Source organism: Paraglaciecola marina, from assembly GCF_004360155.1.
Classification (GTDB): domain Bacteria; phylum Pseudomonadota; class Gammaproteobacteria; order Enterobacterales; family Alteromonadaceae; genus Paraglaciecola; species Paraglaciecola marina.
Genome location: NZ_ML178720.1, coordinates 302,496 through 316,015 on the forward strand (window position 1 = coordinate 302,496; position 13,520 = coordinate 316,015).

A 13,520-nucleotide genomic window follows, 5' to 3' on the forward strand; every position below is an offset into this window, starting at 1 on the left:
TTTTAATCCTACCACATTCCAACCCAACAGCTTTACATCACAACATCTCTTAAAGTAAACCTGCCTTTTTTACACTCAAATAAGTATTAATGACGTTAGAGGTAAGCTGAGTGGCGGGAGCATGAACACATATTACTCCTTGTTTTTTAAGGCGTTTAAAATTACGTTCGATTGACTGATTTAACATCTGAGCAGAGCTATACATCAATGATTGCTCGAAATTATCCACAGGATCATTAAGGATAGTTTCATAAATAGGTTCGGAAATACTAATAACGGCAACTAAATGTTTCTTTTGAAGAATTTGTACTGCAGCCAATAAATCAGAAAAATCCTCATCTCTTAAACAACTCACTAGTAAAATAAGGGCTCTTTTAGGCTGTTTTAACAGCAGATCTTGTGCAGCTTTAACGTAATCGCTGGCAATTTTTTGAGGATATAAATCATAAAAGTGATTCAAAATTTTACTAACACTTTGCACGCCTTTCATTTGCCCCAACCACCGTGTTTCACTACCAAAGCTTTGTAAACTTAAGCTGTCACCATTTTTGAGTGCTGAATGAGACAGCAAAATAAGCGAATTCAAAGCATGGTCAAAGTAAGTCATATCATCATCATGGACACGCATTCTTTGCCCAGCATCGAGCATAATCATTACATGCTGGTTTTTTTCTTCCTGAAATTCTTTAGAAATAAGCTTGTTAAAGCGACTAGTGGCACGCCAATCAATTTGCTTTAAACTTTCACCCTCGCGATACTCTCTGAGTTGCCTGAAGTCCATCCCGGAGCCACGTAAATTAAACTTTTTCAGCCCAGCTTGGGTGAGATTGATGCTGCCATTAAGACCAGCCATATTTTGAATGGCTAAAAAATTAGGGTATACCTTTACGTCAGAGTCATTCTCATAAAGCCACGAAAACTGCCAATACCCTAAACTAGACATCACACTAAACTCTGTAAAAGATAAACGCGCTAGCCCTCTTTTACGGGGGGTAACTTTGTATTCAAGTTGCAGTGATTCATCAGATTGAATCTCTAGCTCATGAAGTTCGGTGTGCAAACTCCAATCTTCGGGGAAATGCTCTTCTACATCAAAATGAAACGCTAACCTATCGTTATTGGTGATTTCAATTTTAACTGTATGCTCGCAGTTCACAGATAAACTTTGTGGGATGTAGCGTCTACTTGATAGCAAGGGTCGCCTGCGACTAAAAATCCAATCAACAGCAATAACCACTGCCATTAGACCCGCCAGTACATAAGGTAAAATAGCTAACTGGGGAATATCCCCAAAATGCCCTAACGTAGGCAGTAAGATACTCAAACAGCATACAAGAAATAGCTGTCGCAATAGCTTTTTACTTGGTTTCCCCCCCTTTCGAATCATTGTCTTGGGGCTGGCACTTTAGCGATTATGTCATTTAAAACTTGCTCGGTGTTGACTCCAGATATTTCTAATTCAGCCGACAAAATGATCCTGTGTCTAAGTACGGGAAACACCATAGCCTTAATATGGTCTGGCAATACAAAACCACTGCCTTGCATCAAAGCATGCACCTTAGCGGTTTGAATTAGCGCAATACTCGCCCTAACACCGGCACCATGGGCCACCCCTTGCCACTCTCTTGAAGCTCTAACTAAAGCAACGGCATATTCAACAATCTTCTCATCCACCAGTACTTTAGAGGCTAGCTCTTGTAACGACAACACATCTTCTGCACTGATAACACTATTAATAGTTTGTACGTTGTGACTATTTGCCGTAATCCCTTGAGTTAAAGCTATCTCAGCAGAAAGCTCTGGGTACTCTACCTGCACTTTCATCATAAACCTGTCTAGCTCAGCTTCTGGGAGCGGATAAGTACCTTCGTTATCAATAGGGTTTTGGGTCGCTAAAACCATAAATGGTGCGTCTAGGGTATGGCTTTCGCCATCAATAGTAATTTGATGCTCTTGCATCACTTCTAACAAGGCAGCTTGAGTTTTAGCAGGAGCACGGTTAATTTCATCTGCCAGTAACAAGTTGGTAAAAGCAGGCCCCTTACGCAGTACAAATTTACCGCTTGATACGTCTAGCATAGAGTGACCGGTTACATCAGCAGGCATTAAATCAGGTGTAAATTGCACCCGCTTGTAATTAAGGCTAATGCTTTGCGCCAATGCCCTAATTAACAAAGTTTTGCCTAACCCAGGTACGCCTTCAATCAACACATGACCGCCCGCTAAGAATGCGATAATAACTTGTTCTAATACAGTATCTTGGCCTATCAATATTTGGCTTACATTTTGTTTTAGCACAGCAATTTTTTGTGTTGCCTGCTGCAAAATATCGTTATCTAAGGTGTCACTCATAACATCTTCCTGAGTTGTTGCAGCCCCTTGATACAGTGGCTGTATTGGTTTTGATTTAGTTCTTTTTGATCAAACATAAGTTGTTCAATCGTCGCGGTTGGCCAGCCAGATAGCTCTTCTAATAGGAGCACTATTTTCTGTTGGTCTGTGCTATTGGTATTGGGCCATTTTTGATTGATTCGTTGTAAAATAGTATTTCGTACTTGAGTTAACATGGTTAGTTGTTGACCATGCTGCCAATAGTGATTACCGGCCACACGAATATGCTCAGAAAAACGAGAGTTATCAGTTTTATATCCAGCAGACACACTGCCAAATCGCTTTCCAAAGTGCCATATGGCTAAAAGGATCAATACACACACTAACCAAATAAATAATGGAGCATGACCATAAAGCAAGGTAAACCAGTGGGGCTGTTCTACAGGCTTAAACAAATAAACAGTATCAGACTCCTCTAACAGACCCAGCATTAATATGGCGTTATCATACTCGTCAATTTGCCAGTTATTCCAAATTTGGACATCTGTCATTAGGGTAACTAACCCTTCTCCTTTATCAAATTGAACAAAGGTGTAACCCTCCTCATTGCTGACAGAATAAAATGGTTCAAGTTCTTCAGGAAAGGTGATCCGATAAATACTCTCTAAGCTAACTTCAATGGGGTCTCCATGGGGGTCATTCATAGAGCTAATTTGCTGCTCATACTCAGAATAAAGGCTTGATTCATCGCCAACCCATTCCACACCTATACCCAATTGTTGAATCAAGGCATTGGTTCTATGACTATCGGATTGGTCACTTGCATTGACCGATACAATCAAAAAGCCCCCCTGCTCTACCCAGCCCAGCAAGCTTGAAGCTAGTGAAGAGGAAATTGCAGCCTCTGCATCCGCCAAAATCACAGTATCTTCTATTTTAGGTGTAATACCGTTATCGTCCTTGGAATACAGGCGCTGATAATCTTGCTCAAACACCATAGTCACATCATGGGTTTCTAGCAGCTTTTGAGTAGCTAAAAAGGGTTGCTGTCTCACTTCTTTGCTTTCAGCGACATCCTGTTCTTTATCGTAAAACTCGATACTTTTAACGACATAAACTGTGACAATTAAGGCCAGCAAAACCGACAAAATAGATTTTAGGTGTCCTTGATTCATGGGGTTTCACCTGCTTCTACAGTCAGAAACACTTGCTGCCACTGTGTACACAACTCAGCCATTTTTTCAGCATTTGGCCATCTATGGGCCCAAGCTAAATCAATCCATAATTGAATTAGGCTGGTCATAAAACGCAAGCTTTCACCCTGAACTTTAGACCTAATCTCAGCCAAACATTCTAGTTCTGTCATGGATTCAGTAAGACTTAAATCATGCTTTTCATATAAGTAGGTTAAACTGCTGACTAGTAACAGAGACAAAACTTGGCGATAGGCTTGCTGCTCTAACAAAGCATCTAACTCAGCCGGGATATCACTAGGCAAGCCTTGCTGCTTTTCGTGACGGCTAAATGCAGGCAAGTCTACTTTTTGCTTTTTAAGATCGACTTTAATATTAAGAAGTTTAGCTAACTGGTGTCGGCTCAACCATAACAACCACCCAATGATTGAGATAAACAATACCCACAAAATAACTTCAGCAAACTTGGCTATAACAGCAAAAACTCCCATCCAACCACTTAAATCAGGAGGCTCTTCAGATTCCGATGACTCCCATTTCCATCCCGTCCAGCGCCAGTCTCTCACCATCTCTTTATTGTGAAATGGAGGGCCTGCCAGTATTTCTTGTAAGCTTTCTTTAATTGCTGTGTGCTTTTTAAGAGCGTCTTCTGACAGTTGCGGTTCTTCTGGGTCCGTTGCTAACTCCTCAGTTGCTTGTTCAAGCTCGTTAGTTTGAGCGTATGCAACCGGAGCATCTGCTGCATACCCCATTAACCCAGCGACTAAAATAACAAGTAAACTGATTTGTTTAGCTGACCATCTATTGCGTATCTTTTTTAGCCCTAGTTCAATATCCCAGCCTTCTAACAGGATCCTTCGGTTCAAATAGGCGGCAAAACCTCCCCCTATAAATAAGGGTGCAATAAGAACTAAGGCAAAATACCAACAAACGTTATAGGCAATAAGTATGAGGTTTGATTCAGAATAAAAAGCTTCTGCAATGTTCCATTCAAATCCTAGCGGTATCAGCATATTCACTAACATAAGCAAACCAAAAGTAATGAACAACTCCCAGTGCAAACAAATGAGCAACCACCAAAAACTATTATCATCAGTGGTTTGATGCAATAACCGCAGCCGAGCTTTACGCTTTTCACCTCTTAAACCTTCCAGCTGAGCGACAGGTAAATCAAAGCCTCGACTAGGAGATAAACGCTGCCACGTTATACTGGCCAACCAATAGACTTTAATTTGTGACTGCCACGCTTTTAAGGCTTCGACTACTGAAACCTGTTGACCAAAAACTTGGCGGCTATGTATATACAATAACCCCCTTTCAAACCAAGGCTTTAATAACCACAAGAGGTACACGCCATATTCAGGACTGAGTAAGGTGAATAACAAAAAAAATGGGAGCGTGCTGCACAGCATGAATCCATATAAAGGCCACCACCACTGCATGGCCATTCTGCAACCTAAATCAAAGGACTTCCAACTATTACGAGGGTGGGTATCTATGGCTAAAGCTTCAATTTTCATTGGGCGCTCGCCTAAATACGTACACTAAAACCCAAACCCAGCAAAAGCCACCGACAGCATATTTCACATAATTTGGAATAGAATGACTAGACGACCAAAATGCTTCGATAAAAGCAGCAATGACTAACATCAAAAATGAGCCAAAAATTAAAGGAAATACCTTTTTTGCAGAAGCCTTCATAGCATGTATACGGCTTAATTTTTTGGGTGCAATTAAGCTGTAGCCAATCACAGTGCCTGCTGCCGCTGATATAACAATAGCCGTTAACTCAAAAGCCCCATGGGTAATCACAAAGGAGAAAAACGTATCCTGATAACCTATATTTACTATATGGGCACTCACCACGCCAAAATATAAGGCATTAAAGAGTAAAATATATAGGGCACCAAAACCTAATAACAAGCCGCCAACAAAGGATTGAAAGGCAATAGATATGTTATTAAAGATATAATAGCCAAACATAATGAAATCACTATCAGATGCTCTTTCTTCTTCAAAGCGCGAATCACTGGGATCATACATTTCTTCTAAATGCACAACTTGAGCATTCGGTAACACATTGCGAATAAACTCAGGCTCCAAGAAGGTAATACCAAACATCAATAAGGCCACACCATAAAAAAGAATATGGGCCCAAATAATATAAAAACGAAACTCGGTAAGTTGTGCTGGGAAAGTATGTTTCACAAACACCATCAAAGGCATCAAAATACGATTATGAGGCTTATAAAGCTGTTGCTGACCTAACAATAACAACTGATTTAAATGACTAATTAAAGCAGGACTGTAATGGCGGCTTTTTGCGATGGATAGGTCATGAGTCAATTGCCTGAACATTTTAGGTAAATCATGCTCATCGGAGACTTCAGAAGATTCAAGTAGCTCTTTAAATAACTGCCAGTCTTGCTGTTTTAACTGAATAAAGTCATTCTGCCTCATACTTTACCCACTAAACCTGCGGCCATGGCTTTTAATTTAATCACGGCTTCTTCACCACGGCACTCCAACATAGGCTCAAGTTGATTAGCCAGTTCCTGTAAGCGCTCTTCGCTAAAGCTCTGACTTCGCTCTGCGTAAGCCACTATAGTTTGTTGTTCCTCTAAGGTTAGTGAAAGGGTGATTTGCGGCAGTTCATCCACAGTAAAATGCTCCACTTTACTGGGCGTATCTTGATACACCACCATAGTACCCGCCACATGGTCACCTATACGTTTAAATTGCTTAGAACATAAAATGGCAACAAAACCACTGAGATAAGCGAAAGGAAGAATATCTATACTTCTAAACAAATTTCGAAGCATTGAACCCGGCAATGTAATAGGGAGTCCATTGTCGTACACCACAACTAAGCCAAAGTACTTCTTACCTGGAGTGGCCCCCCTATATATCTCAAATAACACAGGGTAAAACCACTCTATACAAAACAGCAAAATGAAAAACAGGCCCTGCCCCATATTGCCAGTAAACTGTAAGGCCATTGATGCCGCAAACAAAACCACGCCTCGTATCAATAAATCAACCACAAAGGCCATAGTGCGAACGCCTATACCAGCCGGCGTCAACATAATATCGATCCCTTCAGGGGTTTCTAGGGCATAGCGGTTGTCTATCATCAGCAGGCTAACGTTTACACATCAGGTAACAGTAAACCAATGACCATTAATCCCCAAAAAGCTATGCCAATAAGAGTAAACACCCAATTAGCGGCACCGAATTTTTTATTGGTGATACCTTCTGGATCATCATTTAAAGTATTGGCAGTCTTTTGTACAACAAGCATAGGGATGATTGAGGTTAATCCAAAAATGATCCAAAAAAGACTGTCAAACAATAGATTTTCAGATATTGAAGGGAGGTTATCGCTAACATTTTGCAAAATTTGCAGCACGATATAATACACCGCCAATGGGCCAGCCATCCAAGGTGCTTTAACCGATTTATGGCCTGCTTCATTTTTAATAGTAGAAAATAACGAGTAAACAAAGAACACCTGAAATATTGCACGAAGTACCGGTAAACAGTCGCGATTTGCATTCAACTTTTGTGCTGTCCAATGTTTGTAAAACCAATAAAAGCTATAAAGGTTTAGAGTACATACAGACAAAATAATCATTTTACTAATCGCTGTAGTGAAAAACTCTGGTTTGGCTTCTTCACTGTCGCTAGAGTTAGTTATAAGTTCAGCTTCTGGAGCTTTATAAATATCATCAGTCGGCAAAATAGATTCCTTTTATAGTGTACTTTAGGGATTAAAGTTTAATTAAGCGGCAAGCATAGGTATCAAAATGGCTGCTAAAATGCCTATAAAGAAAAATCCAAGTACGATTAATACTCCCCAAAAAGACCATTTTTTTGTACCCTTTGAAATTCTTCTACACTTTCCCATTTTTTGTTTTGCCAAGCCCACTCTCGACCTTTAATACCCAAGACTATAGCCATAACAAAACCTATATATGGAATCAATGCTATCAAACCAATCCAAGTAGAATTCCCGATAGACCAAATCCAGTTAAGTAAAAATGCGCCCCAACTCCAACCTTTTACACCATCAGGTAATGGGTGGCCTTTTCCCATTCCAGAATTGTTTTCAACTTCGGTATGTAAATTCGCATCCGGAGCGGTATAGACATTTGATTCAGACAAAATAGATTCCTTATTATTTTTATATTTAACAGCACCTGTATAGTGACTATGACATTATTTTTACTCTATTGTAAACAAGAGCTTACCCCACTTTACCCAATTAACTTTTGTATTAATGTGGATTCATAAGAAACCTAAGTACTCGTTATGAATCAGTAATAAGCAAACTCAATAAACAATGACAATAAGGCGTAGGGAGATTTTAAAACAGACCAACAGCGCTAAATTACAGGCATAAAAAAGGCGCTATTTAAGCGCCTTTAATTTTTGTCTTTTCAGACTACAAACAGTTTACTTCTTTTTAAGACCAGCAAAACGTTTGTTAAACTTATCAACACGGCCGCCCGTATCTACGTTACGTTGCTTACCGGTGTAGAATGGGTGGCAAGATGAACATACGTCTAAGTTAAGTTCTTTTTTCAAAGTAGAACGTACTTTGATTACGTTTCCGCAAGAACAGTTTGCTGTCATTTCCTGGTAATCAGGATGGATACCTTCTTTCATGGGTTACCTCTTCGTCAGGCCGCATCGCTATCCAACCCGAAGTTGAACACCATACGAAAATTAAATTAAAAACTTTGTGGCTAGCCGCAAAGTGGCGCGCATAGTAATGTAAGAGCCAAGCGTGATCAAGGTTTTTGTTGTTTTTATCACCATTAAACCAAGCTGGTTCAGGTTAATAGACATTGTAAATGTTGATTAAAATGAGGTAATAACGGTTTAGTGAAACTCAATTGAGGTCAAGATTTCAAATCAGCTAAACTAGTGGGTCTAGAAAATAAATACCCCTGTAATTGATGACACCCATTTGAAATTAGAAAATTCGCCTGTTCACGGGTTTCTACACCCTCAGCACAAATTTTCAAGTTTAACTGCTTCGCCATTTCGATAATTGTTTTGGTAATTAGCGTACTGCGAACAGAAACGTTAAGGTTATCGACGAATTGTTTATCAATTTTTAAAGTATTCAATTCTATTTGGGTCAAGTAACCTAATGAAGAATATCCTGCACCAAAATCATCTAACGCAATAGAGCAGCCCATTTCACGTAAATGTGAAATAAACTGATTAGCTAATTCGAAATTATCCAAGTAGGCAGATTCGGTCACTTCAAACTCGATATTTGAAGTATCAACTTTATATCGAGTAAACATATCTTTAATGTAATCAACAAGTGCAATATTTTTAATATCAAAAGCTGATAAATTTAAAGACACAACGATTGTATCATCATGTAATGCTAAGACTTGCTCTAGCTCTTGACAGACTTTTTCAATTACCCATTTGGTGATCGATAATATCTTTCCACTTTGTTCTGCTATAGGTATAAACTCTGCTGGCGATATTATGCCTAGTGTGTCACTTTTCCACCTTATCAATGCTTCATAGCCGACTACGATAGCATCTGAGTTAACTTTTCCTTGATAGTGAATGTCAAATTCGTCTTCTTTAATCGCATTTGCAATCGAATTAGCAATGAGCAGGCGACGTTTATTTTCTTCCATCATCTCAGGCACAAAAACTGTATGTCGACTTCTACCCGCCATTTTTGAGCGGTACATAGCAATATCGGCATTACTAATAAATTCACTCACATTAAAATGTGAATCTTGAGCTTGAGCAATACCAATACTCACACCAATCTGCACTTCCCATGAACGTATATGGAAAGGTTTATTCAGACCTGCAACAAGTCGCTCAGATAACTGAAATAACTCAAGTTCATTTGGGTCATTATGTAACAAGATTAAAAACTCATCTCCTCCTAAGCGTGATATTAGATCATCCTCTCGTAAGATTGATTTACATCGGTTACACACTTCTAACAAAACTAAATCACCGACTTCATGACCAAAAGAGTCGTTCACGCCTTTAAAGCCATCTAAATCGAAGTACATCAAAACTAAATTTTGGTTTTCGCGTTTTGCTTTAGACAACTCTAAACGGAGCGTTTCCATGAAAAACTGACGATTTGGTAAGCCTGTTAAACCATCAAAATTCGCCAGCCGCTCCATGGTTTTCTGTTGCTCCATTAACTTATTAGTATATTTCTTATTTTTTTGAGTCTCTTGGTTAATTGTCTCCATCATAAAATTAAGGTCTGTACTCAGTGACGTAACTTCTTGCTTTCCTTTAATATTAATTTTTAAAGAATAATCATGGGTTTTTTGAATTTTTTGAGCGATGCGAGACAAATGACTAAGCGGGAAAAACAACCTTGCTTGTACCCAAAGGAGAAAGGCAAATACAACAATTAGCAGCACCAGAGTAATGGGAAGAACTTGCTTAAGAAGGCTCTGTTTACTCTTATTTAATGGACCGCTAGAGTCGAGGACAATACGCAAATACCCTAAAGGAAAAAGTTCATCCCCTACTAATTTTAAAGCAACCAATTCATCGTTATCGACATAAACGCCAGGCAGCTTGGTTTTAACTCCTTCGTATTGTGCATAAGACTTAGACTTCACTTGAGTAAATGCCTTACCATGGTAACTCTGCAGAGGATGCCACTTGTCATCATAGATGAAAGCATACTTCACATTATCGTAAGGGTCTAAACGTAATAGCATGGTTGCCAGTTCGAATTCATCAGGCTGCACTGCAAGCATGGGAACTAAGTCACTTGACATATTTTCAGACAATGCATCAAGATCTCCCTTTACTGACTCAAAATATAGTTTTTCATGCTCCTGAATTGAAAAATATAAAATGGCTAAGCTGACAAAACATATTGCAATGACGGAAATGGACGATGTGGTATTTTTAATGGTATTAAATAACATCAGGCTCCCTTGCAAAATTCAATACAGTTGTTTCGTACATGAATAATATGATGCATTATCTAACTATCACCATCTTCTTCAGCTTTGATCTTATAGATTGGCTATTAAGAACACAATGCTGACTAGACTAAAGTTGTAGGCTAAACAGCCGTTTAAAAATCTTATATCAAGTATTAATTTAAGAACTAAGAGCAGGTCCAATAATATCTATGGCAATACTTCGTGTCGCCCTACCAATACCTAAACGTAGACTATTTGATTACCATTACGAGGGCATAATGCCCGAAGTGGGAGTAAGAGTACGCGTCCCCTTTGGGCCACGCAAACTTATAGGCGTTGTTTGGGAGATCGCATCTGAGTCAGAATGGGATATTGCTAAGTTAAAACCAGTTGAGGAGGTCATTGACGATACGCCAGTATTAGATAAAACCTTACTTAAACTATGTAACTGGTTAGCTCATTACTACAAACACCCAATAGGTGATGTAGTGCAATCAGCTTTACCAGTAGCTCTTCGCAAGGGAGAATCTAGCTTACCCAAACCAGTTACTTTTTTAACAACCAGCGAATCAGGTGCAAAATTAGAATTAGCTGAATTATCACGGGCACCAAAACAGCAAAAATTACTCGAAAAACTACAAGCTTCAGAATTAACAAAAACCATTGCCAATACAGAGTTTGGTGCACCAGCCATTAAAGCACTGCTAGATAAAGATTTAATAGTTAAGGTCGAGAAAGCACCTAAGTTGGAGACTAATTGGCAACAGCAACTGACAGTAGTAGACAAACCCACACCTAATGTTGAGCAGGCAATTGCCATTAGCTGCATCGAAGGTGCGCTAGGTCAATATAGTAGCTTTTTACTAGAGGGTATAACTGGCAGTGGGAAAACAGAAGTTTATCTACAAGCCATTGAGCCTGTTTTAAAACAAGGTAAACAAGTATTAATACTGGTTCCCGAAATAGGCCTGACACCTCAAACCGTACACCGATTTAAGTATCGATTTGGAATAGAGGTAGGGGTATTACATTCTGGATTAACTAACCTTGAGCGTTTACAGGTGTGGCAGCAAAGCAGCAAAGGACAACTTGGTATTGTAATTGGTACCCGCTCTGCCATTTTCACCCCCATACTCAATCCTGGTTTACTCATTGTTGATGAGGAGCATGATGCATCCTATAAACAACAAGATGGCTTACGTTACCATGCCAGAGATCTAGCCGTTGTCCGCGCCCACGCAGAAAATATCCCCCTTGTGTTAGGTACCGCAACACCAGCATTAGAAACCCTAAACAATGCCCTAACAGGAAAATACCAGCACTTAATACTTAAACAACGGGCCGGTAATGCCTCGGTTGCTAGCCAGCATGTGTTTGATATTCGTCAACAACAGGTTCAATTTGGCTTAGCCCAAGGCATGTTAGATAGGATCAAGCAGCACTTGCAGCAAGGCAGTCAGGTAATGTTGTTTATCAATCGCCGCGGTTATGCCCCTGCTTTAACCTGTCATCAATGTGGACATATTGAGCAATGCAAACGCTGTGACAAACCCTACACGCTGCATAAGCTGCTGAATAAGCTGCAATGCCACCATTGTGGTAGTGCTAAACCTATTCCCAGACATTGCCAAAATTGCCACTCAGAAGACTTAACCGCCATAGGGGTGGGCACTGAACAGTTAGAGCATGGCTTAGCAGAGTACTTTCCCGAGTACAGCAGTATCCGTATTGATAGCGATAGCGCCAGAGGTAAAAACAAACTCGATAAAATGCTAGACAGCATTAACAATAACGAACACCAAATTCTAATAGGTACTCAAATTTTATCGAAAGGGCATCATTTTCCTAATGTAACCCTAGTATTGATCTTAGATATAGACGGTGCTCTTTTTAGTGCAGACTACAGAGCGGCAGAGCATTTAGCACAGCTAATTACCCAAGTAGCGGGTCGTGCAGGTCGCGCTGAAAAGCCCGGTGAAATGTGGCTACAAACTCACGATCCAGCTCATCCCTTACTGCAAGATTTAATCAACAATGGTTATGGGCACTTTGCTCGATATGCATTATTAGAGAGAGAGCATGCGGCACTGCCTCCCTATACTTTTCAAGCACTTTTTAAAGCACAAGCAATGAGTGCACAGCTTGCACACGAATTTTTAGCTCATGTTAGACACTTTTTTGATCAGGATCCCAATGTGTTTTGTATCGGACCTATTCCTGCTTTGATGGAAAAAAGGCAAGGTCAATATCGCATGCAACTCGTTCTTCAAAGTACACAGCGCAGTCATTTACAACACGCCCTTGGGCAGCATATACATCAGATAGAAGACTTGCCCCTTGCCAATAAAGTGAGGTGGTCTTTGGATATTGATCCTCGAGACTTTAGCTAGGATTGCAACCTAACTCAAAAATAATAAAGATACTGATTGATGAAAATATCAGTCAAGGTAAAATAATACGTCGTTTCTCTCCCTGTTTTCGGATATATCATTTTCATGGCTCCTAAAGATTACGTGGCCCGCGGCCGTAATAAAAAACCAGCTCCTCCGCCTCCTAAAGCTTCATTACCTTGGTTAAGAATTATCATCACTCTTAGCCTGCTAGGATTATTTGCTTATTTTTTATGGAGTATTAAGGGTAAAGCACCATATACTGAGGCCGAGATTGAAACTAGCTCTCAAGTACAAATAGCCGAAAATGGTGAAGCTCTACCCGAAATACCCGAAGAAGAATGGGAGTTCATTAAAACATTACCGGAATACACAGTGGAGATTGAGCAACAAGAACAAGACCAACCTATAGTGCAAAGGCTAATGCAATGTGGTTCATTTAGAAAAGAACACCAAGCCCAAGAACTAAAAGCTCAAATTGCATTTCAAGGTTTAGAAGCCCAGGTACGATCAAGTAAAGGCACTTCTGGTTTGTGGTATCGGGTGATTTTAGGGCCTTATGACAGTAAGCGCTTGGCTGAAAAAGATCGCCACACCTTGCAAAGAGCTAAAATTATTGGCTGTAAGATTTGGAACTGGAATTTAAACTAATAAGGTTT

12 protein-coding genes are annotated in these 13,520 nt (G+C 39.8%); 2 read left to right on the forward strand and 10 right to left on the reverse strand.

Annotation, left to right across the window (positions count from 1 at the left end; all coding sequences use genetic code 11):
- Positions 1-49: 49 nt before the first annotated feature.
- The 10 genes from EOK74_RS01320 to EOK74_RS01365 all read right to left on the reverse strand — a co-directional run bounded on the left by EOK74_RS01320 (position 50) and on the right by EOK74_RS01365 (position 10,471).
- The gene (locus EOK74_RS01320; protein WP_166638693.1) at positions 50-1,324 is read right to left on the reverse strand and encodes a DUF58 domain-containing protein; all 1,275 of its coding nucleotides are present in this window, start codon (positions 1,322-1,324) and stop codon (positions 50-52) included.
- A 59-nt stretch (positions 1,325-1,383) separates the two neighbouring features.
- Positions 1,384-2,352, reverse strand: a complete 969-nt coding sequence (locus EOK74_RS01325) for an AAA family ATPase (protein ID WP_133468098.1) — start codon at positions 2,350-2,352, stop codon at positions 1,384-1,386.
- Complete coding sequence (locus EOK74_RS01330) at positions 2,349-3,506, reverse strand: DUF4350 domain-containing protein (RefSeq protein ID WP_133468099.1); 1,158 nt, start codon at positions 3,504-3,506, stop codon at positions 2,349-2,351. Before EOK74_RS01330 ends, EOK74_RS01325 begins: the two co-directional genes overlap by 4 nt.
- A complete protein-coding gene (locus EOK74_RS01335) occupies positions 3,503-5,044 on the reverse strand; it encodes a hypothetical protein (protein ID WP_133468100.1) in 1,542 nt (513 codons plus the stop codon). The genes EOK74_RS01330 and EOK74_RS01335 overlap by 4 nt, the downstream gene beginning before the upstream one ends.
- Positions 5,034-5,984 (reverse strand): stage II sporulation protein M, encoded by a 951-nt coding sequence (locus EOK74_RS01340; protein ID WP_133468101.1) that lies wholly within the window; start codon positions 5,982-5,984, stop codon positions 5,034-5,036. The genes EOK74_RS01335 and EOK74_RS01340 overlap by 11 nt, the downstream gene beginning before the upstream one ends.
- Positions 5,981-6,658, reverse strand: a complete 678-nt coding sequence (locus tag EOK74_RS01345) for an RDD family protein (protein WP_133468102.1) — start codon at positions 6,656-6,658, stop codon at positions 5,981-5,983. The genes EOK74_RS01340 and EOK74_RS01345 overlap by 4 nt, the downstream gene beginning before the upstream one ends.
- 14 nt (positions 6,659-6,672) lie before the next feature.
- Positions 6,673-7,263: a hypothetical protein gene (locus tag EOK74_RS01350; protein WP_133468103.1), complete on the reverse strand. Its 591-nt coding sequence runs from the start codon at positions 7,261-7,263 to the stop codon at positions 6,673-6,675.
- A gap of 107 nt (positions 7,264-7,370) precedes the next feature.
- Positions 7,371-7,688 (reverse strand): hypothetical protein, encoded by a 318-nt coding sequence (locus EOK74_RS01355; RefSeq protein ID WP_205964455.1) that lies wholly within the window; start codon positions 7,686-7,688, stop codon positions 7,371-7,373.
- Between the two features lie 291 nt (positions 7,689-7,979).
- Entirely contained in the window at positions 7,980-8,192 is a 213-nt protein-coding gene (gene rpmE / locus EOK74_RS01360; RefSeq protein ID WP_133468104.1) for a 50S ribosomal protein L31, read from the reverse strand.
- 236 nt (positions 8,193-8,428) lie between these two features.
- On the reverse strand, positions 8,429-10,471 hold the full coding sequence (locus EOK74_RS01365; RefSeq protein WP_133468105.1) for an EAL domain-containing protein: 2,043 nt from the start codon (positions 10,469-10,471) through the stop codon (positions 8,429-8,431).
- A gap of 209 nt (positions 10,472-10,680) precedes the next feature.
- Between EOK74_RS01365 and priA the strand changes: the two genes are divergently transcribed.
- Positions 10,681-12,861: a primosomal protein N' gene (priA, locus tag EOK74_RS01370; protein ID WP_133468106.1), complete on the forward strand. Its 2,181-nt coding sequence runs from the start codon at positions 10,681-10,683 to the stop codon at positions 12,859-12,861.
- Positions 12,862-12,966: 105 nt separating this feature from the next.
- Positions 12,967-13,512, forward strand: coding sequence for an SPOR domain-containing protein (locus EOK74_RS01375; RefSeq protein WP_133468107.1), 546 nt, complete (start codon positions 12,967-12,969; stop codon positions 13,510-13,512).
- Positions 13,513-13,520: the final 8 nt, after the last annotated feature.